The 21,833-nt window shown below is 72.4% G+C and carries 19 protein-coding genes; 9 read left to right on the forward strand and 10 right to left on the reverse strand.

The features are described 5' to 3' along the window. The first annotated feature begins 11 nt into the window (after nucleotides 1–11). Nucleotides 12–776 carry an alpha/beta hydrolase family protein gene (locus ACZ5MC_RS17000; RefSeq protein ID WP_306601666.1) on the forward strand — a complete coding sequence of 255 codons (765 nt, stop codon included), beginning with the start codon at nucleotides 12–14 and terminating at the stop codon, nucleotides 774–776. On the opposite strand, the gene ACZ5MC_RS17005 is transcribed toward ACZ5MC_RS17000, so the two are convergent. From ACZ5MC_RS17005 to ACZ5MC_RS17020, 4 genes are all read right to left on the reverse strand, one after another. Beyond that, the gene (locus ACZ5MC_RS17005; protein ID WP_306601667.1) at nucleotides 766–2,730 is read right to left on the reverse strand and encodes a PAS domain-containing hybrid sensor histidine kinase/response regulator; all 1,965 of its coding nucleotides are present in this window, start codon (nucleotides 2,728–2,730) and stop codon (nucleotides 766–768) included. The genes ACZ5MC_RS17000 and ACZ5MC_RS17005 overlap by 11 nt on opposite strands. A gap of 110 nt (nucleotides 2,731–2,840) precedes the next feature. Continuing rightward, nucleotides 2,841–3,977 (reverse strand): AmmeMemoRadiSam system protein B, encoded by a 1,137-nt coding sequence (amrB, locus tag ACZ5MC_RS17010; RefSeq protein WP_306601668.1) that lies wholly within the window; start codon nucleotides 3,975–3,977, stop codon nucleotides 2,841–2,843. A gap of 15 nt (nucleotides 3,978–3,992) precedes the next feature. Next, the gene (locus tag ACZ5MC_RS17015) at nucleotides 3,993–6,083 is read right to left on the reverse strand and encodes a xanthine dehydrogenase family protein molybdopterin-binding subunit (protein WP_464516325.1); all 2,091 of its coding nucleotides are present in this window, start codon (nucleotides 6,081–6,083) and stop codon (nucleotides 3,993–3,995) included. After that, nucleotides 6,080–6,544, reverse strand: a complete 465-nt coding sequence (locus ACZ5MC_RS17020; protein ID WP_464516326.1) for a (2Fe-2S)-binding protein — start codon at nucleotides 6,542–6,544, stop codon at nucleotides 6,080–6,082. Before ACZ5MC_RS17020 ends, ACZ5MC_RS17015 begins: the two co-directional genes overlap by 4 nt. A gap of 74 nt (nucleotides 6,545–6,618) precedes the next feature. Between ACZ5MC_RS17020 and ACZ5MC_RS17025 the strand changes: the two genes are divergently transcribed. The 5 genes from ACZ5MC_RS17025 to ACZ5MC_RS17045 are packed head-to-tail and all read left to right on the forward strand — an operon-like array spanning nucleotide 6,619 to nucleotide 11,892. Continuing rightward, nucleotides 6,619–7,101, forward strand: coding sequence for a hypothetical protein (locus ACZ5MC_RS17025; RefSeq protein WP_464516327.1), 483 nt, complete (start codon nucleotides 6,619–6,621; stop codon nucleotides 7,099–7,101). Between the two features lies 1 nt (nucleotide 7,102). Beyond that, entirely contained in the window at nucleotides 7,103–7,771 is a 669-nt protein-coding gene (locus ACZ5MC_RS17030; protein ID WP_306601672.1) for an ABC transporter ATP-binding protein, read from the forward strand. Beyond that, nucleotides 7,768–10,263: an FtsX-like permease family protein gene (locus ACZ5MC_RS17035; RefSeq protein WP_464516328.1), complete on the forward strand. Its 2,496-nt coding sequence runs from the start codon at nucleotides 7,768–7,770 to the stop codon at nucleotides 10,261–10,263. The genes ACZ5MC_RS17030 and ACZ5MC_RS17035 overlap by 4 nt, the downstream gene beginning before the upstream one ends. After that, nucleotides 10,260–11,312, forward strand: a complete 1,053-nt coding sequence (locus ACZ5MC_RS17040; protein ID WP_464516329.1) for a lipocalin-like domain-containing protein — start codon at nucleotides 10,260–10,262, stop codon at nucleotides 11,310–11,312. Before ACZ5MC_RS17035 ends, ACZ5MC_RS17040 begins: the two co-directional genes overlap by 4 nt. A 31-nt stretch (nucleotides 11,313–11,343) precedes the next feature. After that, nucleotides 11,344–11,892, forward strand: a complete 549-nt coding sequence (locus ACZ5MC_RS17045) for an NADPH-dependent FMN reductase (protein ID WP_464516330.1) — start codon at nucleotides 11,344–11,346, stop codon at nucleotides 11,890–11,892. Here the strand turns inward: ACZ5MC_RS17045 and ACZ5MC_RS17050 are convergent. Further along, nucleotides 11,864–12,493, reverse strand: coding sequence for an arylesterase (locus tag ACZ5MC_RS17050; protein ID WP_306601676.1), 630 nt, complete (start codon nucleotides 12,491–12,493; stop codon nucleotides 11,864–11,866). The two genes, ACZ5MC_RS17045 and ACZ5MC_RS17050, sit on opposite strands and share 29 nt — an antisense overlap. Before the next feature lie 30 nt (nucleotides 12,494–12,523). On the opposite strand from ACZ5MC_RS17050, the gene ACZ5MC_RS17055 reads away from it, so the two are divergent. The 3 genes from ACZ5MC_RS17055 to ACZ5MC_RS17065 are packed head-to-tail and all read left to right on the forward strand — an operon-like array spanning nucleotide 12,524 to nucleotide 16,600. Beyond that, the gene (locus ACZ5MC_RS17055) at nucleotides 12,524–13,201 is read left to right on the forward strand and encodes an ABC transporter ATP-binding protein (RefSeq protein WP_306601677.1); all 678 of its coding nucleotides are present in this window, start codon (nucleotides 12,524–12,526) and stop codon (nucleotides 13,199–13,201) included. After that, nucleotides 13,198–15,738, forward strand: a complete 2,541-nt coding sequence (locus ACZ5MC_RS17060) for an ABC transporter permease (protein WP_464516331.1) — start codon at nucleotides 13,198–13,200, stop codon at nucleotides 15,736–15,738. Before ACZ5MC_RS17055 ends, ACZ5MC_RS17060 begins: the two co-directional genes overlap by 4 nt. Before the next feature lie 28 nt (nucleotides 15,739–15,766). Beyond that, entirely contained in the window at nucleotides 15,767–16,600 is an 834-nt protein-coding gene (locus tag ACZ5MC_RS17065; RefSeq protein ID WP_464516332.1) for an aldo/keto reductase, read from the forward strand. A 22-nt stretch (nucleotides 16,601–16,622) separates the two neighbouring features. Here the strand turns inward: ACZ5MC_RS17065 and ACZ5MC_RS17070 are convergent, their stop codons facing one another. From ACZ5MC_RS17070 to ACZ5MC_RS17090, 5 genes are all read right to left on the reverse strand, one after another. After that, nucleotides 16,623–17,126, reverse strand: a complete 504-nt coding sequence (locus ACZ5MC_RS17070) for a DinB family protein (protein ID WP_464516333.1) — start codon at nucleotides 17,124–17,126, stop codon at nucleotides 16,623–16,625. Between the two features lie 68 nt (nucleotides 17,127–17,194). Continuing rightward, the gene (locus tag ACZ5MC_RS17075; RefSeq protein ID WP_464516334.1) at nucleotides 17,195–18,640 is read right to left on the reverse strand and encodes an amidohydrolase family protein; all 1,446 of its coding nucleotides are present in this window, start codon (nucleotides 18,638–18,640) and stop codon (nucleotides 17,195–17,197) included. Between the two features lie 32 nt (nucleotides 18,641–18,672). Next, a complete protein-coding gene (locus tag ACZ5MC_RS17080) occupies nucleotides 18,673–20,013 on the reverse strand; it encodes a sigma-54-dependent transcriptional regulator (protein ID WP_306601683.1) in 1,341 nt (446 codons plus the stop codon). A 6-nt stretch (nucleotides 20,014–20,019) separates the two neighbouring features. Then, a complete protein-coding gene (locus ACZ5MC_RS17085; RefSeq protein WP_464516335.1) occupies nucleotides 20,020–20,964 on the reverse strand; it encodes a sensor histidine kinase in 945 nt (314 codons plus the stop codon). Nucleotides 20,965–21,085: 121 nt separating this feature from the next. Continuing rightward, on the reverse strand, nucleotides 21,086–21,745 hold the full coding sequence (locus ACZ5MC_RS17090; protein WP_306601686.1) for a methyl-accepting chemotaxis protein: 660 nt from the start codon (nucleotides 21,743–21,745) through the stop codon (nucleotides 21,086–21,088). Between the last annotated feature and the right edge of the window lie 88 nt (nucleotides 21,746–21,833).

The following is a 21,833-nucleotide window of genomic DNA, read 5'->3' on the forward strand; positions in this document are numbered from 1 at the left end:
CATTTCCTGGCGTGGATTTTCGACTGACGGCCGCGCTCACCCGCGCAGCGGCCCCGGGCCACGTGGTGGTCCTCGCGCACGGCTTCAAGGGGTTCATGGACTGGGGCTGCTGGCCCTGGGTGGCGGAACGTTTCGCCAAGGCAGGCGTCTCGTGCCTCCGGTTCAATTTCAGCCACAACGGCATCGGCGGGGATCCCCAGGCCTTCACCGAGCTGGAGCGCTTCCAGGCCAACACCTTCACCCGGGAGGTGGGGGAGCTGCGCGCGGCGGTCCGCGCCGCCGGGGACCTCCCCGGCACGGAGCGCGTCTCCCTCCTGGGCCACAGCCGCGGCGGCGCCATCGCGCTGCTCGCCTCGGAGGGGGTGTCCAGCGTCGTGACCTGGGCGTCCCTGGCGGGGCTGGAGGACCTCCACGGGTTCCGCGGCCAGGAGGAGGCCTGGCGCCGGGACGGCTTCGTGGAGGCGCGCAACGCCCGCACCGGCCAGGTCATGCGCCTGGGGGCGGCCCTCCTGGAGGACTGGGAGGCCCACCGGAAGGAGCTGGACGTGGAGGCCGCCCTGGCGCGCTTCGTGGCCGGAGGCGGCAGGGCCACGGCCATCCACGGCAGCGCAGACCCCGCCGTGCCCCTGGCCCATGCCCGCCGCCTCGAGAAGGCCGGGGCGCGCCTGGTGGTCGTGGAGGGCGCCGACCATACCTTCGGCTCCACGCACCCGTTCCAGGCCGAACCCCCCGCGGCCCTGCGGAGGGCCATGGAGGCGACGCTGGCTAGCTTGTGACCTTCACCAGGAGCTCCTGCAGCTCCCGCTTGCCGAAGGGCTTGGGCAGCATGGCGACCCCGGCGTGCGCCTTGGCCAGGTCCAGGGAGGCCTGATCGGCCCGCCCCGTGGCCAGCAGCACCGGCAGGCCGGGGCACAGGGCGCGCAGGGCCGGGAGGGTGCCCTTCCCGCCCAGGCCGGGCATGTTCACGTCCAGGATCACCGCATCCGGCCTGAACCCGGCTTCCAGCATCGCCAGGGCCTCCTCCCCCCGGAAGGCCAGGGTCGGGCTGTGCCCCAGCGCTTCCAGGACCGCCTGCAGCGTCTCCCGGATCAGCTCGTCGTCGTCCACCACGAGCACGCTCAGGGCCCGGCCGGGGGCCTTGGGGAGCGAAGCCGGAACGTCCTGGGTCCGCGCCTCGCCGCTGCGCACGGGGAACCACAGGCCCACCCACGTGCCGCGGCCCGGCTCGCTCCGGATCTCCATGCGCCCCTGGTGGGCCTTTATGGTGCTGTAGACCATGGAGAGCCCGAGCCCGGTGCCCTTGCCCAGGGCCTTGGTGGTGAAGAAGGGATCCATGGCCCGTTCCAGAACGTCCGGGGGCATGCCGCAGCCCGAATCCTCCACCGAGGCCTGGACCCAGCCCGCCCCCTCCCGCCGGGTGCGGAGGGTGAGGGTGCCCCCCTCCGGCATGGCGTCCACCGCGTTCACGCAGAGGTTCATGAAGACGTGGGTCAGGGCGCCGGGGTCGCCCATGATCGCAGGCAGGCCCGCCTCCAGTTCCAGTTCAAGCCGCACCCGGGCCAGGGTGGTGCGCTCGAGGAGATGGACCTCCTCCCGCAGGAGGGCGTTCAGGTCCAGTTCGCGCTCCTCGGCGGGATTCTGGCGCGCGAAGTTGAGGAGGCTCTTGAGGGTCTTCCCCCCCCGCTGGGCGGCCTTGGTGATGGTCGCGAAGGCCCGGTGGGCCGGGGAGTCCGGGGGCTGCAGCTCCAGGTGGGCCGTGGCCATGCCCAGGATGGCGCCCAGCACGTTGTTGAGATCGTGGGCCACGCCGCCCGCCAGGCTGCCCAGGCTCTCCATCTTCTGGGCGTGCTGCAGCTGGGCGTTCAGGGTCCGCCGTTCTTCCTCGGCGCGCCGGGCCTCGGTGATGTCGCGGACCATGCCGATCACCCCGATGATCCTTCCCTGGGCGTTCCGGAGGGCGCTGCTGCTGTCCGAGGCCCACCCGGATCCCGCGGCCGTGCGGTAGGGGAACTCCACCGCGTCCACGGATTCGCCCCGCAGGGCCGCCTCCAGCCTCGGGAGCACCCCCGCTTCCTCCAGCCAGGGGAACACCTCCCAGGGGTGCCTGCCGATGACCTCGGCCGCGGGCACGCCGGAGATCCGTTCCATGAACGGGTTGAAGACCTGGTAGGCCAGGTCGAGGCCGTAGACGATGATCCCCTCCTGCGTGCTGCGGATGATCTGCTCGTTGAACTCGTGAGCCTCGGCCAGCGCCTCCTCGGCGAGCCTGCGTTCCGTGACGTCCTGGATGGTCCCGATCATCGTGAGGGGCGTGCCGTCCGCGGCGAAGGTCACCTCGCCCAGGCCGTTGAGCCAGCGCACCTCCCCGTCGCTCTTCCGGATCACCCGGTACTCCCTGGAGAAGGGCTGTCGCTGGCCGATCACGTCCTCCGCCAGGTGGCGGTTCATAATCTCCTTGTCGGCGGGGTGCACGATTTCCAGCCAACCCTCGACGGTCCGGGGGTAGTCCGGGCCGATCCCGAAGATCGAATCCAGCACTTCCGAGGACAGCCATGTGCCCTTCTGGATGTCCATCTTGTAGGACCCGATCTTGGCGGCCCGCTGGGACTCCCTGAAGAAGAACTCGCTCTCGCGGAGGGAATCCAGGAGTGCGTCCCGGGGCAGCTCCGGCCCGGCGCCGGAAGGCGGCGGAACCTGGGATGGGACGTCTGGCGGCTGGAGGGGGTCCATGGTCCACGGGTCTCGGGAATTGCTGGGGCGGGGGGGGAAGTGAAGTGATCATATCCGCCTTTGGCTCCGCCGGCGGTCAGGATGGGCCGGAAGAAATTCCGGCAAAGCGGTCAATCGTTCACATACGCTACGGCCGGATAGCTTACGAAGTGGTAGAGGTTCGCCGGCGCCGTCGCTCCCATGCCCAGGGCCTTCACGGGCAGCTCGGGCGCGTCCACCGAGGCGCCGAAGGCGACGGGCATCCCCGCGGGGACCCCGAGGCCCAGCCCGCAGGACGCGGCCTCCAGGGCCATCAGCCCGAACGGCACCGAGAACCGCCCGCACCAGGGCATCCGGTAGGTGTCGGGACGGGCCGGGTCCACCATCGCCTCGAAGAAATCCCGGGCCTTGGCGGCGCTGACGGGCCCCGCCAGGGGGCCCCGCAGGAGCTGCCGGTCGCGGTCCATGGCCTTCTGGAAGGGGCCGGCGCCGCCCTCGCCGTAGGGGGTGTAGCGGAAGTCGGCGCCGTAGTGGATGCCGTCCGAGGAGATGACGACGGCCACATCCCTGCCCAGGATCCAGCCGCGCTTTTTCATGCCCGCGGCCAGGGCCCGCCCGAATTCGCCGGCCATGGCCTCCAGCCGCCCGAAGGAGGCCGAGGGAAGGATCACGGGAAGGATCTCCACGGCGGGGTCCTGGTGCCTGAGCCAGTAGGCGATGGCTTCCAGGGAGTGCTCGCTGTCGGACCAGGCGGCGTCCCGCGCGACGTCGCCGGGGGGGAGGGCCGCCACCACCTCGTCCCGCAGGGGGGACACGCGGATCTCCCCGTCGGGGGAACGCCAGGCCCGGTAGGGGTCGATGGCCATGACGTCCGTAGCGCCGTAGCGCCGGTACTTGTGGAACACGCCGACCAGCACCACGGTGCGGGCCTTCACCAGCGGCAGGACTTCCCGGTAGACCCGGCCCGCGTACAGGTAGTCGTCGTGAGGGCAGATGACCCCCGCCACGCCGGGGGCGGGCCTGGGGCCCAGGAGCTCGGGCGCCGGAGGGGTGGCCGAAAGCTCCCACACCTTGGCCATCTGGTCGGCCCGGGAGGCGAAGCCCACGGCATCCTGCTGGCCGCGCAGGTCTCCGGAGGAGGGGATGCCCATGGCCCTGCGGGTCTCCGCCAGGGTGGGCGGGGCCGCGGGAGCCGCCGGGGTCGGTGCCGCCTGGGCCGAAAGGACCGCGGCGGCGAAGGCCGCGCAGAGCGTCTGGGAGGTTCGCATGGGGTTTCTCCGGACCTATCCTAGCGCCTTCCTCACCCGCTCCGGGGTCATGGGCAGCTGCCGGAGGCGAACGCCGGTGGCGTCGTGGACGGCGTTGGCGATGAGCGCGCCCATGACGATGATGGCCGGCTCGCCCCCGCCCTGGGCGACCAGCCGCGGGTTGGGGATGAGCACCGTCTCCACGGGGGGCACGTCGGAGAAGCGGGGCACGTGGTAGGTGTCGAGGTTCACGTCCAGCACCTCCCCGTTGCGGAAACGCACCTCCTCGTGGAGGGCGTAGCCCAGGCCCATGGTCACGCAGCCCTCCACCTGCTGGCGCGCCCCGGTGGGGTTCACCACCACGCCCATGTCCTGGGCCACGGTCACCCGCCTGACGGTCACGGCCCCGGTCTTCCGGTCCACGGCCACCTCGGCCATGGCGGCCACCACGGTGTTGCGGTGGATGGCGCAGGCCACGCCGAAGCCCCGGCCGCTCGGGGCGGGGGCCGTCTTCCAGCCGAAGGCCTCCGCGGCCGCCTTGAGGGCGGCGGCGATGCGCGGGTCCTTGATGTGCCTCAGCCGGAACTCCACCGGATCGGCCTTGGCCAGGGCGGCCAGGGCGTCCATGTGGGACTCCCGGGCGAAGACGTTGGTGTTGGAGGCGGGCGCGCGCCAGGCCCCGACGGCGAAGGGGTGGAGCCCCGCGGGGTTGCCCCCGTACCAGCTGCCCGCGGCGCGGACCCGCTGGTGGGGGATGTCATAGAAGGTGGGGGATTCCCCGTCCCCGGCGCCGACGACGAGGTGGTCCCAGAAGGGGATGCGCCCGGCCTTGTCCAGGCCGGAACGCACCGTCACCACGGCGGCGGGGCGGAAGGTGTCCAGGAAGAACTCCTCCCTGCGGTCCCAGGCCACCTGCACGGGGCAGCCCGCGGCCCGGGCCAGGCGCGCGGCCTCCACGGCCTGGGGGCCCTCGGTCTTGCCGCCGAAGCCGCCGCCCACGAAGGGGGCGGCGATGTGCACGTCCCGGGCCGCCAGGCCCAGGGCCTGGGCCACCTGCGACTTCACGATGAAGGGGGCCTGGGTCGAGGCCCACACCGTCAGGCGGCCCCCCTCCCACTTCGCCACGGCGGCATGGGGCTCGATGGCCGCGTGGGCGCCGTAGGCGTGGCGGTAGACGGCCTCGAGCTTCCGGGTCGCGGCGGCCTCCCCGGCCTCCAGGGAGCCCTTGGCGCCCACGCCCTTGGGGGCCGGCGCGGCCTTGGACAGATGGTCGTAGATGTTGGCGTCGTCCAGGGTGGAGGGCGAGGGAAGGTACCTCGCCTTCACGAGGCCGAGGGCCTCCCGGGCCAGGTCGGGGTGGGCGTGGAGCACCGCCACCAGGTCCCCGTCCCGGATCACCCGGACTCCGGGCAGCCTTTCGGCCGCGGAGGTGTCCGCCGAGGCCAGCTTCGCTCCGTGCGCGGGAGGCCGGAGGACGCAGGCGTGGAGCATTCCCGGCAGCGCGAAGTCCGCGGCGTACTTGGCCGCGCCCGTCACCTTCCGGAGACCGTCGAGGCGCTTTGCGTCCTTGCCCACGACCTTGAACGCGGAGGCCGGCTTGACCGGGGCGCCCTGCACGTGGCGCTCGATCTTCCTGCCCTCCACCAGCTGGCCGTACGTGGCCTTCCGGGAGGGGTAGCCCGCCACCGACACCACGCCGTCCTCCACATGAAGCCGCTCCGCGGGTTCGCCCAGTCGCTCCGAGGCCAGCTGCACCAGCACGGCCCGGGCCTCGGCCGCCGCCGCGCGCAGCACGGGCCCGAACTGCCAGATGCTCAGCGATCCGAAGGTCCCGATGTCCCAGGGGCAGAGGTCCGTGTCGCCCATGGTCATGTCCACGCGGTCCACGGGGACGTCCAGCTCCTCCGCGGCCAGCTGGGCCAGGCTGGTCATGTTGCCCTGCCCCATCTCGACCTTGCCCACGAAGCAGCCCACGCGCCCGTCCGGGCCGATCCGGAGGTAGGCGTTGAAGTCCGAGGGATAGCCCGGAAGCTTGGCGGGGATCTTCTCCGGCTCCTGACCGAAGACCGGGAACGACACGAAGATCCCGGCGGCCCCCGCCGTCCTGAGGAAGTCCCGGCGCTTCATCGCGCACCTCCCTTCGCGGCGTCCTGGACGGCGTCCAGGATCCTCCCGTGGGTCCCGCAGCGGCACAGGTTGCCCTCCATGGCCTGGGCGATCTGTTCGCGGGTCGGCCTGGGGTTCTTCCGGAGCAGGGCGCAGGCGTTGAGGATCATGCCAGGGGTGCAGAACCCGCACTGGAAGGCGGTGTGGGCCAGGAAGGCCTCCTGCACGGCGTGGAGGGCGCCGGAGCGCTCCAGGCCCTCGATGGTGGTCACCTCCCTGCCCGCCACGGCCTCCAGGGGCGTGGAGCAGGACCGCACCGCCTCGCCGTCCACCAGCACCGTGCACGCGCCGCAGATGCCCGCGCCGCAGCCCACCTTGGTCCCGGTGAGCCCCAGGTCGCCGCGCAGCACGTAGGCCAGCATCCGGGATCCGGCGGCGTCCACGGAGACCTTCTTTCCGTTGAGATTGAATGAGATCGGCATGGGACCTCCGCAACCCCATTATCCTCCCGGCGCAAGGCGTGTATGGTGGAAAGCTGACCACCGGAGGCCCACCCGTGAAAGCCCTGCCTTTCCTCCTCGCCCTCCCCCTCGCGGCCCAGGCCCCCCTGGGCCACTGGACCCTGGCCAGCGCCCCGGACGTCCCCGCCGTCATCGAGGCCGCCACCGCCCCCATGAACTTCGTGACCCGGCCCATCGCCAGGTCCCGCCTCAAGAAGACCAACCCCGTCTACCAGGCCATCCGCCTCGAGCGCACCCCCGGGGAGTTCGTCATCACCTACGACGTGCGCGCCCCCCAGCGCATGCCCGCCAACGGCGCCGCGGTGCCCTGGAAGCGCGAGGACGGCGACGAGTTCCTCATTTCCGCCCGCGCCGACAAGGACGATCTGGTGCAGCGGTACAAGGCCGAGGACGGGGAGCGCACCAACGTCTTCCACCTGGACCCCGCCACCCACGCGATGACGCTGACGGTCACGGTGACCAGCGCCAAGCTGCCCAAGCCCGTGGTTTACGCCCTCACCTACAAGGCGGCGCCGTAGGATGCCGCTCCTGGAGGCCGTGGGGGTCGGCAAGCGGTACGACGCGCGCTGGGTGCTCAAGGACCTGGACCTGGCCGTGGAGAAGGGTGAGCGCGTGGCCCTGCTGGGCCCCTCCGGCTGCGGCAAGACCACCCTCCTGAACCTCCTGGGCGGCCTGGACCGCCCCGACGAGGGCCGCACCCTCTTCCGGGGCGAGGACCTCGCCGCTGCCGCCCCGGCGCGGCTGGCGCGGCTCCGCCGGGAGTGCCTGGGCACGGTCTTCCAGTTCTTCCACCTGGTGCCCACCCTCACGGCCCGGGAGAACGTCGAACTGCCCCTCCAGCTCCTGGGCTGGGCCCGGCCCGCCCTGGAAGCCCGCGTGGCCGAACTCATGGAGGCCGTGGGCCTGGGGGACCGGGCCTCGGCCTGGCCCCGGGAGATGTCGGGCGGGGAGATGCAGCGGGTGGCCGTGGCCCGGGCGCTGGCCGCGAGGCCCGCGCTCCTGCTGGCCGACGAACCCACCGGGAACCTGGACAGCGCCAGCGGGGAGCGGGTGCTGGACCTCCTGGCGGCGCTCACGGAACGGGAGGGGGCGGCCCTGGTCATGGTGACCCACTCCGACGCCGCGGCCTCCATGTGCCACCGCGTCGTCCGCATGAAGGACGGCCGCATCGTGGACCCCGCGACGTGAACGGCCTCCACGCCCGCCTCGTGTGGCGCCCCCTGCGCCTGGAGGCGGGCCGGGCCTTCCTGGCGGTGCTGGCCGTGTCGCTGGGGGTCTCGGTGTTCCTGGCCATCCGCCTCGCCAACCGCGCCGCGGTGGCCAGCTTCGAAGGCTTCGCCCAGGGCGTGGGCACCGGCGCCGAATGGACCGTGAAGGCCCCCTTCGGGCCCCTGGCCGAGAACGATCTGAGGCGCCTGGAGTCCCTGCGGAGCGACCTGTGGATCCGGCCGGTGCTGGAGGGGAGCTTCTGCCGCACCGGGCCAGGCGGCGTGGAGACCTTCCAGATACTTGCCACGGACCTGGTGGGCCTGGGCGGCGGAGGCGCGGGGGGCGACGGCGGCCTCCTGGATCCCGCGTCGGTGCTGGTGTCGGCGGCCCTGGGCCCGGAGAAGGCGCTGGAGGGGTTCGTGGACGGGCGGGCCGTGACGCTGCGCGTGGCGGGGCGGATTCCCGAAGTGCCGGAGCGGCCCCCGGTGCAGCGCAACCTGCTGGTGATGGACCTGCCCGCCGCCCAGGCCCTCCTGCATAGGCCGGGCCAACTGGACCGCCTGGACCTGGGCCTCCTCCCGGGGCGGCGCGCCACCGCCGAACGCATCGCCGCGGCCCTGCCCCCGGGCTGGGCCCTGGAGGCCGCGGAGCAGCGCGCCAGCAGTGCCCGGGCCATGAGCGGGGCCTTCCGCCTGAATCTCACGGTGCTCTCCCTCATCGCCCTGGCGGTGGGGGCCTACCTGCTCTTCCAGGCCTTCGACGCCACGGTCAACCGCCGCCGGGAGACCTGGGCCCTCCTCCAGGCCCTGGGCTGCCCCCGGGGGCGCATCCTGGGGTTCGTCCTGGCCGAGGCGGCCATCCTGGGCGGCCTGGGCAGCCTCCTGGGCATCGGCCTGGGCTGGGCCGGGGCCCAGGGGGCGGTGCGGTTCGTGGCGCGGACCATGGAGGCGCTGTACGGCGCCGCCTCGGCCCGCTCCGCGGCCCTGGGCGCGCCTGAAACGGCGGCGGCCTTCGTGCTGGGGACGCTCACCTGCCTCCTGGCGGCGTGGGTCCCGGCGCGCCGCGCCGCGGCCACGCCGCCGGTGCAGCTCCTGGCGCGCGGGGCTGGCGCCCGTCCCATGCGCTGGAAGCCCCTCGCCCTGGCGGGCCTCTGCATCCTGGGCGCAGGCCTCGCCGTGGCCTTCCTGCCGAGGCTGGCCCAGGGCACCCTCTGGCACGCCTACCTGGGCTCGGCCCTGGTGCTCTTCGGCGGAAGCCTCGCGGCCGTGGCCCTGCTGCCCCTCATCGGCCTTCCGGGGCGCGCCACCCGCTCCTGGGGCCTGCGCCTTGCCCTGCGGCCCCTGGGCAACCCCACCGGCCGCCACGGGTTCGCCGCGGCGGCCCTCGCCGTGGCCGTGGGCATGACCGTGGGCATGGGGGTGATGGTGCGCAGCTTCGAGGCCACCGTGGAGGGGTGGATCGGCGACAGCCTCCGGGCCGACATCTATGTGGCGCCCCTGGGCTCCGGCGGCGCCGGCTCGCGCCACCGCATCCCCCCGGAGGAGGCCGCCGCCCTCCAGGCCGATCCCGGCGTCGCGGCCGTCGACCGCTACCAGGCCGTGCCCTTCACGTTCCGGGGCCAGATCACCAGCCTGGCCACAGGCGACTTCCAGGTGCTGGGCACCCGGGGCCGCCTGCCCATGATCCAGGGCGGGACCAGCGCCGAGGTGCTCTCCCGCATCCACCGCGACGGCCTTGGCGACCCCGGGGCCGTGGTCAGCGAGACGTTCTCGCGCCGCTTCGGGGTGCGGGTGGGGGACGTGCTGCAGCTCGCCCCCGGGCGCGCCGCGACGCTGCGCGGCGTCTACGGCGACTACGGCAACGAGCGGGGCAGCCTCATCCTGGACCGCCCCGTCTTCCTGGCCTGGGTGGGCGACGACAGGGCCGCGAGCCTGGCGCTGTACCTGCGGCCGGGGGTGCCGGCGGAGGACGCCGCGCGGCGCCTGGCGGCGGCGCACCCGGGCCTCCTGATCCGCTCCAACCTCGCCCTGCGCACCCAGGTGGAGCGCATCTTCCACCAGACCTTCGCCATCACGTACGCCCTGGAGGTGATCGGGCTCGCGGTGGCCCTGGCGGGCCTGGTGCAGTCCCTGGCCGGCCTGGCCCTGGCGCGCCGGGGCGACATCTGGACCCTGCGGGCCCTGGGCGGCGGGGATGCCGCCATCACCCTGGTGCTGCTGGGGGAGGGCTGCGGGGTGGCCCTGGCGGGGTGCCTGGGCGGCCTGGGCCTGGGGCTCCTCCTGTCCCGGATCCTGGTGCAGGTGCTCAACCCCCAGGCCTTCGGCTGGACCCTGGCGTACCACCTGCCCTGGGGCTTCCTGGGCGGGCTCTCGGGCCTCTGCCTCCTCTTCGCGGGCGCCCTGCTGGTGCCGGTGGCGCGCTGGGCCGCGAGGCTTCCCGCCGACCGCCAGGCCGAGGAGGGCGCCTCGTGAAACTGGCAGCCCTGCTCCTCGCTTCCATTCTCGCCGCCCAGCCCTTCCAGCCGGCCCGCCCCGGCCGCGTCTTCCAGTTCCCCCGGGACCACGGCTCCCACCCGGCCTTCGCCACCGAATGGTGGTACTTCACGGGCCACCTTTGGAGCGCCGACGGCGCCAGGCGCTACGGCTACCAGCTCACCTTCTTCCGGGAGGCCCTGCCCGCGGGCTCCTGGCGGGGCAGCGCGGCCTGGCGCACGGACCAGATCCATCTGGCCCACGCCGCGCTCACCGACGTGGCCAAGGGCACCTTCCGCTTCGACGAGCGCCTGAACCGCGAGGGCATCCCCGCCTCCGCGGCCGCGGGCCGCCTGGACCTGCGCAACGCGTCGTGGACGGCGCGCATGGAGGGGACCGCCATCCGCCTCGCCTTCTCCGTGGGGGACGCGGACCTGGAGCTGGACCTGGAGGCCCCGGAGGCCCCGGTGGTCTTCGGCGAGAACGGCATCGTGCGCAAGGGGGACGATCCCGCGGCGGCCAGCCACTACGTCACCTTCCCGCGCCTGGCGACCCGGGGCAGCCTCAAGGGCCCCGTGGCCGAGACCCTCCACGGGGTCTCCTGGATGGACCACGAGTTCAGCTCCAGCCAGCTCTCCCGCGGCCAGGTGGGCTGGGACTGGGCCGGGATCCAGCTGCGGGACGGCCGCAGCCTCATGATGTACCGCCTGCGCCGCGCCGACGGTTCCCAGGATCCCTGGTCCATGGTGTCGGAAGTGGACGCGGCGGGCCGGATCAGGCGCGCCACCCGGAGCTTCCGCCTCCAGGGCGGCGCCTGGAGGAGCCCCGGATCCGGCGCGGAGTATCCGCTCCCCCTGCGCCTGGAGGCCTTCGGCGAGACCTGGACCCTGGCGCCCCTGGTGCCCGCCCAGGAGCTCCGCACGCGCCAGGGCCCGCGGATCACCTACTGGGAAGGGGCCTGCCGGGTGCTGGACGCCCAGGGCCGCGAGGCCGGCGACGCCTACGTGGAACTTACCGGATACGCCCATTCCATGGCGGGCCGATTCTAGTCACAATCTCGGGTGTCCCCGGGAGGTTGCCGTGAAGATCGCGATCATGGGCGGAAGTCTCCGGAAGGGATCCCTCAACCTCAGGCTCCTGGGCCACCTCGCCCGCAGCATCATGGCCCTGGGGCCCAAGGTGCGCATCGCCTCCGGCCACGAATTGCGCATCCCCCTCTATGACGCCGACGCCCCTCCCCCTCACGAGGCCGTGGCCCTGCACAACCTGCTGACGGATTCCCAGGCCCTGGTCATCGTCTCGCCCGAATACAACGCGGGCATCCCGGCCCATCTCAAGAACGCCGTGGACTGGGTCTCCACCATGACCCCCACCCCGTTCCGCGGCCTTCCGGTGCTCCTGGCGTCGGCCTCCCCCGGCGCCTTCGGCGGAGCCCGGGCGCAGATGCAGTGGCGCGCCACCCTGGCCAACCTGGGCGCCATCGCCCTGCCGGGGGGGATCACGGTGCCGCTGGCCGACCGGAACCTGGACGCGGACGGCGTGCCGCTGGATCCCAGGACGGCGGCCGAGGTCCAGAAGGCCCTGGCGGCGTTCCTGGATCTTACCGGGAAGCTTGCTGCGAGGCCCTGAGCAGCGGTTCGAGCACCTTCCACACGCTGTCGGCCACCTTCCGGGTCCCGGCTGGGTTGGGGTGGATGCCGTCCTCCTGGTTGAGCTCGGGACGCAGGGCCACCCCTTCGAGCAGGAAGGGGAGGAAGGGGAGGCGGTAGTCCTTGGCGAGGCGGGGGAAGATGCGGCCGAAGGCCTGCTGGTAGGCGCGGCCGTAGTTGTCCGGCACCATGGCTCCGGCCAGCACCACCTGGGTGCCTGAACTGCGGGCCCGGTCCAGGATGGCACGGAGGTTGCGCTCCACCTCCGCGGGAGGCAGGCCCCGGAGGCCGTCATTGGAGCCGATGCACACGAACATGAGGTCCACCTTGTTCCGGTAGATCCAGTCCAGGCGGGCCCTGGCCCCTGCGGTCGTGTCCCCGCTCACCCCGGCGTTCACCACCTTCCAGTCCAGGCCGGCCTTGCGAAGCCGGGCCTCGATCAGGCTCGGGAAGGCCTGGGAGCGGTCCAGGCCCAGGCCCGCGGTGAGGCTGTCCCCGAGGAAGACCAGGGTCCGCTGGGCATGGACCGGATGGGGGAGGATCAGGGAGGCGAGGACGGCCAGATGGGGCAGGAAGCGCATGAAGGGGATTGTACCGGTTAATCTTGATCGATGATCGAGCTCTCCGGCCTCACCAAGACCTTCACGGCCCCGGGCGGGGAACGGCTCACCGTCCTGGAGGACCTCCACTTCCGGCTTCCCGAAGGCGGCTCCCTCGCGGTGCAGGGCCCCAGCGGCAGCGGGAAGAGCACCCTTCTTGCCATCCTGGCCGGGCTGGAGCGGCCCACCTCGGGGCAGGTGCGGGTGGCGGGCAAGCGAATTGACGACCTGGGGGAGCGGGAGCTGTCCGCCTTCCGGGCCCGGAACCTGGGTTTCGTGTTCCAGGCCTTCCACCTCCTGCCCCACTTCTCCGCCCTGCAGAACGTCTGCATCGGCGCTGAGATCGCGGGCCTGCCCTCCCCGCTGGCCCGTGCCCGGGAGGCCCTGGACCGGGTGGGCCTCGCGGAGCGGATGGGCCATCTGCCCGGCCAGCTCAGCGGCGGCGAGTGCCAGCGGGTGGCCATCGCCCGGGCCATGGTCGCCCGGCCCCCCATCCTCCTCTGCGACGAGCCCACGGGCTCCCTGGACCCCCGCAACGCCGACCACGTGTTCGAGCTGATCATGGAACTCCACCGTGACCTGGGCACCACCCTGGTGATGGTGACCCACGACCCGAGGCTCGCGGAGCGGCTGGGAACGCGCATGATCCTGGAGCGGGGGCGCATGGTCGGCCCGGCGGTGGAGCCTTGACCGGCTTCGTGCTCCGCAGCGCCCTGCGGGAGCTCCGCAACCAGGCGGGACGGCTCCTGCTCATCGCCCTGTGCATCGCCACGGGTTTCGCCGCCTTCTTCGCCACGTACGGGTTCTCGGGGCGGGTGCTGGAGGGCATCGCCTCGGAATCCCGGGCGATGCTGGGCGCCGATCTGGTGGTCACCGCCCGGGGCGCGATGCCCGAAGCGGCCCTGGAGCAGGCCAGGGCCGTCAAGGGGGCCCGGTGCCTGGTGAGCGACTTCCCGACCATGACCTCCACGGGCCCGGCGGCGGACACGGTCTCGCGGCTGGTGGAAGTCCGGAGCATCGAGGCCGGCTATCCGCTGGCCGGGCGCCTGCAGGTGGAGCCGGCCCGGGACGGTGGTGAACCCTGGGGCGCCCTGGTGGACCCGGGCCTCGCCCAGGCCTGGGGCCTGCGCGTTGCCGAGCCCGGGATGCCGGCGGAACAGCTCCTGGAGCAGCGCCGCGGCCTGCGCCTGGGCGACGGCGTGGTGCCGGTCCAGGGCATCGTGGGCCAGGACGACACGCGCCAGGCCACCGCCTTCGCCCTGGGGCCGAGGCTCTACCTGGGGGCCGCCACGGCCAGGCGGGTGGGCCTGCTTTCGCCCCGGGCGCGCTTTTCCTCGCGCCTGCTCCTGAACCTCGAACCCGGGGCCTCCCCTGCCCGGGCCGCGGAGCGGTTGCGCACCGCCCTGCCCCGGGGCCTGCGGATCCAGACCCACGAGGAGGCGGCCACCGCCCTGGCCCAGCCCATCCGCAACACCAACCTCTTCATCCGGCAGCTGGGGCTCTTCACCCTGCTCCTGTCCTGCCTGGGCGCCTGGGCCATCCTCGCCGCCTACCTCAAGGGGCGCGAGAAGGACGCCGCCATCCTGAGGTGCCTGGGGGCCCCGCCCGGGGCGCCCGCGGCCATCTTCGCGCTCATCGCCGCGGTCCTGGTGGCCCTGGCCCTGGTGCTGGGCCTGGGGGCCGGGTCCGCCGCGGCGCGGGTGCTGCCGGGGCTCCTGGGCGACCTGATCCCCCAGGCCATCCGCCAGGGCAAGGCGCCCGCCCTGCCCGTGGCCGAGACGGCGGCGGCGGTCCTCATGCTGGTCCTCGTGACGGTCCCCACTCTCGCCCGGCTGAGAAACGTGAGCCCCCTGCTCCTCCTGCGCGATGGGCCCGAGGTCAAGGGCCGCCAGGTCCTGGCCCGGGTCTGCGGCGCGGGGGCCGGGATCCTGGCCTGCGGGCTGGTCGTGCTGAACGCCCCTGCGCCGAGGGTCGGCTTCGCCACCGCGGCGGGGATGGCCGCCCTCTTCGGGGTCCTTCTGGCCGCCTTCCGCCTTCTCCTGTTCCTCTACCGGCGGGGCGCCGCCACCCTCCCGCTGCCCCTGAAGCTGGCCCTGGGCCAGATGGGGGCCCGGCCCGCCCTGGGTTCGCTGCTCATGTCCGTCATCGGCCTATCGGTCTTCCTCGTCCTCGCCACGCAGTTCGTGAAGGACGACCTGGTGCGGCCCCTGGCCAGCCGGAAGGGGGACGGCAAGCGGGCCAACCTCTTCTTCGTGGACGTGCAGCGGGACCAGGTGGAGGCCATGCGCGCCCTGGCCCGCTCCGCCAGCGGCTTCGAGCCCATGGACGCGCCCATGGTGCGAGCGCGCCTGACCGCCATCGCCGGCCACCCGGTGGAGGACGGCGGCGGCGAGGCCCGCTCCATGCAGCGCCGGGAGCAGAACCTCACCTGGCGCTCCCGCCTGCGGGAATCCGAGACCGTCACGAAGGGCGCCTTCTGGCCGGACGACACCCTCCCCGGGGCCGCCCCGCGGGATGAGCTGAGCCTGGAGGAGGGCTTCGCCAGGCAGATCGGCGCGAAGCTGGGGGACGAACTGGCCTTCGACGTGGCCGGCACCGAGGTGCGCGGCCGCGTGACCAGCCTGCGGCACGTGGTGTGGCAGAGCTTCCAGATTAATTTCTTCATCGTGGTCCACCCCTCCCTCCTGCGGGGCGCCCCCGCCGTGTGGATCATGGCCGCCGAGGTGGACGGCGCCCCCGCCCGCGCCGCGCTCCAGAACGAGGCGGCCCGGCGCTTTCCCAACATCAGCACCATCGATGTGGGCGAGATCGTCGAGCGGGTGGGCAAAGTCCTGGACCTGGTGGGTCTGGTGACCCGCGCCTTGTCGGGTCTCATGCTCGCCTCCGCGCTGCTGGTGCTGGCCGCGAGCCTCCTGGCCGGCCGCTTGGGCCGCCAGCGGGACCTCGCCCTGCTGCGCACCCTGGGGGCAAGCCACGGCACCCTGCTGGCGAGCCTTGCGTGGGAGTTCCTGATCCTGGGCGGCAGCGCGGCCGTGAGCGCCGGACTCCTGGCCTGGTGGCTGGCACGGGCCTACAGCTCCCGGGTGCTTCAACTGGACGTGGCCCCGGACCCCTGGACCGCCATGCCGCTCGTGCTGCTGGCCGCGGCGCTCACCGCGGCGGTGGGCCTTGCCGGGAGCTACCGGGCCCTGCAGGCCAAGCCCATGGACGTGCTGCGGGGGGACTGATCGTGAATTCAGGTGGAGGAAGGCGTCCATGGAATCCGTGACCCTGCCGGATGGCGAGAAGGTCCCCGCGCTGGGGATGGGAACCTGGAGGATGGGGGAGGACCCCGCCCGCCGCCCCACGGAGATTGCAGCCGTGAGGCTGGGCGTCGAGCTGGGCCTGACGCTCGTCGACACCGCGGAAATGTATGGGGAAGGACGGACGGAGCAGTTCCTGGGCGAGGCGCTTGCCGGAATGCGGGATCGGGTGTTCCTGGTCAGCAAGGTCTACCCCCACAACGCCAGCCGCACGGGCGTGGTGCGCGCCTGCGAGGCGAGCCTGCGCCGGCTCCGCACGGACCGGCTCGACCTCTACCTGCTGCATTGGCCCGGGAACGAGCCGCTGGCGGAAACCGTCGCCGGGTTCGAAACCCTGAAGGCGGCTGGAAAGATCCGCCATTGGGGCGTCAGCAACTTCGATACGGGCGACATGGAGGACCTGTTCTCCGTGGCCGGCGGGGATGCCTGCGCGGTCAACCAGGTCCTGTACAACCTGACCCGGCGGGGACCGGAATTCGATCTGCTCCCATGGATGGAAGCCCATGGGGTTCCGTTGATGGCCTACAGCCCCCTCGAACAGGGGGGGATCGCCAGGGATGGTGCGGTGGCCGAAATCGCCGCGCACCATGGCCTGACCCCCTGGCAGGTGGCGCTGGCCTGGGTGCTGCGCCGCCCTGGCACCCTTGCGATCCCGAAGGCTTCGCTGGAAGCGCACTTGCGCGAAAACAAGGCGGCGCAAGCCCTTCGGCTGACGGAAGCCGAACTGGCGCTGCTGGACGCCCAGTTTGCCGCCCCCCGGCGAAAGCGGGCCCTGGAGATGCTCTGAGCCCGCCTGCCCGGGTTCGGGATCAGGCCTCGTCGGCCGTGGGGCCGTAGAGGGACGGCACCGGCACGTCCAGCATCCGCAGGTAGACCGTGGCCTGGGCCCGGTGATGGATGGCGTGGTTCAGCACGAACCCTCGGACCACCGCGATTCGCGGCATGGAAAAGAGCACCTTGCCGTCGGCCTTCCCGCTCCAGATCACCTGGAAATCGGCATCGCTGGCCTTGGCCAGGGCCTTGGAGGCCTCATCCCTGCCGGCATCGAGGGTGGTGAGCAGCCCCTCGATGGTGGTGCTCGGCTTGGGCATGAGCGCCCGGGTTTCCGGCAACGCGAAATCCAACTCCGTCCGGGAGAGGGTGCTGACGATCCAGCCGGGCATGGTCGCCAGGTGGTTGGCCAGCTGGCCGAGGGTCATGGACTTCGGGTGGGGACGGTACTCCAGGTGCTCCACGGGAATACGCTCGAGCACGCGGCGCACCCCGGCGATCTCGTGTTCGAACTCAGGCAGAAGGGCTTGGGCGATGGACATCGTTGCTCCTTGTGAGGACCTCAATGTAGCGCAAAAAAAGCGAAAAGCAACACCCCGGGGCGGGAAAATCAATACTGCCCGTACCTCCCCCGCACCGACTCGAACAGCTTGGCCGAGTCGTAGCCGATCCCGGCCTTGAACACCGTCTCCACCTTCTCGAGATCCGCGATGCGGACGGCGGGGTTGCCCCGAACCACGATCAGGTCCGCGTCCATGCCGGGCGCCACGGAGCCGATGCGGTCCTGCCGGCCGAGGAAGACGGCGCCGTTGCGGGTGGCGACCTGGATGGCCTCCACGGGGGTGAAGCCGGCTTCGACCAGGAGCTCCACCTCGCGCCAGTCGCTGATGCCGGGGATGGTGCCGCCGTTGCCGGTGGGGTCGCAGCCGGCGATGAGCAGGCCTCCCGCCGCGGCGAAGGCGCGCTCCAGGGCCATGCCGCGCTTGAAGACGGCCAGGGGCGCCTCCGGGGCGCGGGCGGCGGTGCGGTTCCGGGCCAGGAGCCAGGCTTCGCGGGCCTGCGGGCTCAGGACCTCGAGGGCCAGGGGGCGCAGGGGGGGCCGGTTGGGGATGCTGTGCTCGAAGACCGGGAGGGTGGAGGTGACCGCCACGTGGCCGGCCACCAGGGTCGCGATGAGGCGCCTGGCCTCGTCCCCGGAGGGGTCCATGGCCATGAGGGTCGGGGTGCCGTTGGCGGGGGAGGCCTGGTCGGGGGTCTTCCCCGGGTCCAGCTGGGTGTTGACGAAGAAGCCGTGCTCCAGGTCGTCGATGTGCAGGGCCGCGGCCTCGGGGTAGGTCACGGAGTTGAGGTGGCCGGTGACCTTGAGGCCGCGCCTGTGGGCGGCCTCGATGGCCGCGCCCAGCTCCGCGCGGGTGATGTACATGTAGGCCTTGAAGGAGGTGGCGCCCTGGTCCGCCCAGTAGTCCACCATGCGCCGGGCCTCCTCGGGCCCCGAAAGCTGGTGCATCTGCATGAAGGGGCTCCCGGCGCCCTCCAGGTACGGGGCGGTGACGGCGATGTGGGGGCCGGCCAGCCTGCCCTCGTCGATGAGGCGCTTGAGGTTCAGGTCGGCGTAGGGCTCGACGCTGCCTGCGGTGCGGATGGTGGTGACCCCCGCGGCCAGGTACAGGCGCGGAGAGGAGAACGTCATCTGCGGCACCAGGAGGGGCGAGTCGGCGGTGCCGTCGGGGCGCAGGTTGGGGCGGGCGATGTGGAACAGGTGGTCGTGCATGCCCACCAGCCCCGGCAGGACGGTGGCTCCGCGCAGGTCCACCACCACCCGGCCGGGAGCGGGCTGGACGTCGGCCCCGGGCATGATGCGGGCGATGCGGCCCCCTTCGATGACCAGGTTCCGGTCCTCCACGGCGGGGCCGCCCAGGCCGTCCACGATGCGCGCATGCGCGAGGACGATGCTGGGCGCGTCGTACTTCACGAAGGGCCGGACCTCGGGCCCCAGGGGGGCCGCGGCCCGGAGGGGGCAGAGGGCCAGCATCAGGATCAGCCGTGGGAGGATCATCGCCGGGCTCCTCGAAAGGGCCCATTGTAGCGTCACAGGCCCAGCGCCTTGATCTTCTGGTAGAGGGTGCTGCGGGGGATGTCCAGGCGGCGCGCGGCGAGCTCCACCCTGCCCCCCTCCTCCTTGAGCACCTGGACGATGTGGAACCTCTCCATCTCCTTGAGGGTCAGCCGGGAGGAAACGGCCTCGGCCCCGGCCCTGGGGCTGGAGGCGAAGTCCAGGTCCACCGATTCGATGAGGAGGGTCCGGGCCCCCAGCAGGGCCCGCTCCAGGACGTTGCGCAGTTCCCGGATGTTGCCGGGCCAGCCGTGGCGCTGCAGCACGCCCAGGGCCTCGCGGCTCAGCCTGACGGGCTCGCGGCCCCACTCCTCGGTGATCCGGCCCAGGAGGCTCTGGGCCAGGTCCGGGATGTCCTCGGCCCGCTCCGAAAGGGGGGGCACGGTGATCTGGATGGCGCTGACCCGGTAGAACAGGTCGGCCCGGAACTGCCGCTCCTGCACCAGGACCTCGAGGTTCCGGTGGGTGGCGCCGATGAGGCGGAAGTCCACCTTCCGGTCGTGCACCTCGCCCAGCCTCCGGAACCGCTTCTCCTCCAGGGCCTTCAGCAGCTTGGGCTGGATCTGGAGATCCATGTCGCCCAGTTCGTCCAGGAAGACCGTGCCGCGGTTGGCGGCCTCCAGCAGCCCCACCTTGGCGGCCACGGCGCCCGTGAACGCGCCCTTCTCGTGACCGAAGAGCTCGGTGTCCAGGAACTCCCGCGTGAACCCGCCGCAGTTCAGCTCCAGCAGCGGCTCGAGGCCGCGGGAGCTGTGGCGGTGCAGCCAGCGGGCCAGTTCGCTCTTGCCGGTGCCGGTGTCGCCCTGGATGAGGATGGGGCTCTCCGCCGCCGCGGCGCGGGTGGCCTGCTCCTCCAGCTTCCGGATGGCCGGACTTTCCCCCAGGAAGAGGTCCATGGCCCGCTGGGGCTTCTCCCGGGTGTCGGTGGCCACCTGCTTCCGGCGGTTGCGCTGGTTCTCCAGGACCCGCTCCAGCACCACCTGCAGGGCGGAAAGGTCCACGGGCTTGACCAGGAACTGCTCCGCCCCCAGCTGGATGGCCCGCACCGCCAGCTCGATGCTGCCCTGGGCGGTGACCAGGACGATGGGGACGCCCGCGTCGATGGCCTTGAGCCGGGGCAGGAGCTCCAGCGCGTTGCCGTCCGGAAGGGCGTAGTCCAGGGTCACCGCGTCGTACACGTCCTTGCGGTAGCGGGTCTCGGCCCCGGCGCAGGTGGCGGCCTCGTCCACGGCGTAGCCGTGGAACTCCAGGTAGTCCCGCAGGGCGAAGCGCACCGCGCCTTCGTCGTCCACCACGAGGATCTTCGGCTTGGACATGGGGCCTCAGAGGTTGGGGAGGGTGAAGGCGATGCGAAGCGCGCCGCCGGGACCGGGAGCGGCGGAGAGGGTGCCCCCGTGGGCCTCCAGGATCCGCCGGGCAACGGGGAGGGCCAGGCGCCCCATGCCGGAGGCCCGGAAATGGAAGGGCTCGAAGATCCGCCCGGGGTCCAGGTTCCCGGGCTGGAGGCCGTCCACGTGGCCAGCCGCCGAGGGCCCCGCCTCCAGGACCACCGGCAGGGCCGGGCCCCCGCCCTGCCCCAGGGCCCAGCGCAACAGGCACACGAAGGCCTCCCGCAGGCGGGCTCCGTCGGCCAGGACCCGCACCGGCGGCCCCGCCCATTCCAGCCGGAGCTCCCTGGAGAGGTCCCGGGCATGGGGCTCGCAGGTGGCCACCGCCTCGCCCAGCACCTGCGGCAGGGAAAGGGGGACCGGTGCCTCCAGGCGGACCTCGCCGTAGGCGTTCAGCTCCTCGATGAATCCCGTGAGCTGCTCGAGGTTCCTGCGCAGGGCCCCGCCGTAGCGCCGGGCCTCCTCCCGGTCCGCGTAGCGCGCCTCGAAGGCGTCCAGGACGGCCGAGAACCCGAAGGCCGCGTTGCGAAGCTCGTGGACCAGGCCGGGCACGAAGGAGGCTCCCGCGGGGCCACGGCCGCGGTCCCGCCGTTCCGTCCGCGCCCGGGCCCGGGCCGCCATTCCCTCCAGGAGCCGCGCGGCCCGCTCCACCCCTTCGCGGAGGCGGGGCCCCAGCGGCCCGTCCACGGAGAGCACGCCCCATGCCATGCGCCCGGGGCCCAGGAGCCGGCGGCCCTGGAGGCCCGGTCCGGGCTCCTCCCACGGATCCCCGGGGGCCGGCGCCGGCATCGCCTCCACCTCCAGGCGCACCGGGGCCCCGCAGAAGGCCTCCACGGCCTCCAGCACCTGGTCCACCTCGACGGGATCGCAGAACCCCATCCTTCGGAGACGTTCCGCACGGACGGCAGGGGTGGCGGAGTTCGGGTCCAAGGGACACCTCGGAAGGGCCCATGGTAACCGCCAGGATCACCCTAACTGAAGAAATGACTTATATTAATCGCTATTTCAGCTTTTCCAGCACGGAGTCGCTGCGGTGGGAGACGGACGTGAGGTTCTGGTTCACGTGGTTGATCTCCTGGGTGAGATTGCGCACCGCCTCCACCGACTTGCCCAGATGGTCGGCCACCACCGTGAACCCCCGGCCGTGGACCCCGGCCTTGGAGGCCTCGATGCTCGCGTTCAGGGCCAGCATCTGCATGTTGGACATGATGGAGTTGATGCGGCTCACGATGCTGTTGCTGGCGTCCAGGCTGGAGGCGATGTCGTCCTTGATGGTGGAGACCACCTGGGAGATGTCCTCGCGGGTCTGGGCGGCGTTCTCGGCCAGGACTTCCACCATCATCCGGCTGGTGAGGGAGGTGAGGAACATGGTGGCCGTGCCGCGCAGCCGCGCGCGGATCCGAGCCTCCAGTTCGGCGTCCCCGCTGGAGTCGAAGAGGAAGTCGGGCAGGTCCCCGCGGGTTGCCTCCTCGTCGTCGTGGAAGACGCGGATGCCCCTCTGCCGGGCCTCGAGGATGGCCGGAGCGGAGGTGTTCGGGTCCACCACGAAGACCACCTTCCCCACCGAGCTGTTGCCGAAGAACTTCAGGAGGCCCAGGCCGCCCCGCCCGCCGCCGATGATCCCGATGGTGAAGACCTGCTTGCCGAACCATTCGCTCACGATGCGCACCTGTCTGATGGATATCCCCCATGGTCCCACACTTCGCCGCCCGTGTCGGCCCCTGAACTTGACGGGAGGCGCTTCCCGC

The organism is Mesoterricola sp. JemC181, from assembly GCF_055384585.1.

What these genes read in the sequence shown, in the direction of transcription:
- ACZ5MC_RS17005 (WP_306601667.1), bottom strand. Translation starts at nt 2,730, where the DNA reads ATGGACCCCCTCCAGCCGCCAGACGTCCCATCCCAGGTTCCGCCGCCT.
- ACZ5MC_RS17050 (WP_306601676.1), bottom strand. Translation starts at nt 12,493, where the DNA reads ATGCGCTTCCTGCCCCATCTGGCCGTCCTCGCCTCCCTGATCCTCCCC.
- amrB (WP_306601668.1), bottom strand. Translation starts at nt 3,977, where the DNA reads ATGCGAACCTCCCAGACGCTCTGCGCGGCCTTCGCCGCCGCGGTCCTT.
- ACZ5MC_RS17015 (WP_464516325.1), bottom strand. Translation starts at nt 6,083, where the DNA reads ATGAAGCGCCGGGACTTCCTCAGGACGGCGGGGGCCGCCGGGATCTTC.
- ACZ5MC_RS17080 (WP_306601683.1), bottom strand. Translation starts at nt 20,013, where the DNA reads ATGTCCAAGCCGAAGATCCTCGTGGTGGACGACGAAGGCGCGGTGCGC.
- ACZ5MC_RS17055 (WP_306601677.1), top strand. Translation starts at nt 12,524, where the DNA reads ATGATCGAGCTCTCCGGCCTCACCAAGACCTTCACGGCCCCGGGCGGG.
- ACZ5MC_RS17075 (WP_464516334.1), bottom strand. Translation starts at nt 18,640, where the DNA reads ATGATCCTCCCACGGCTGATCCTGATGCTGGCCCTCTGCCCCCTCCGG.
- ACZ5MC_RS17030 (WP_306601672.1), top strand. Translation starts at nt 7,103, where the DNA reads ATGCCGCTCCTGGAGGCCGTGGGGGTCGGCAAGCGGTACGACGCGCGC.
- ACZ5MC_RS17065 (WP_464516332.1), top strand. Translation starts at nt 15,767, where the DNA reads ATGGAATCCGTGACCCTGCCGGATGGCGAGAAGGTCCCCGCGCTGGGG.
- ACZ5MC_RS17085 (WP_464516335.1), bottom strand. Translation starts at nt 20,964, where the DNA reads ATGGGGTTCTGCGATCCCGTCGAGGTGGACCAGGTGCTGGAGGCCGTG.
- ACZ5MC_RS17020 (WP_464516326.1), bottom strand. Translation starts at nt 6,544, where the DNA reads ATGCCGATCTCATTCAATCTCAACGGAAAGAAGGTCTCCGTGGACGCC.
- ACZ5MC_RS17070 (WP_464516333.1), bottom strand. Translation starts at nt 17,126, where the DNA reads ATGTCCATCGCCCAAGCCCTTCTGCCTGAGTTCGAACACGAGATCGCC.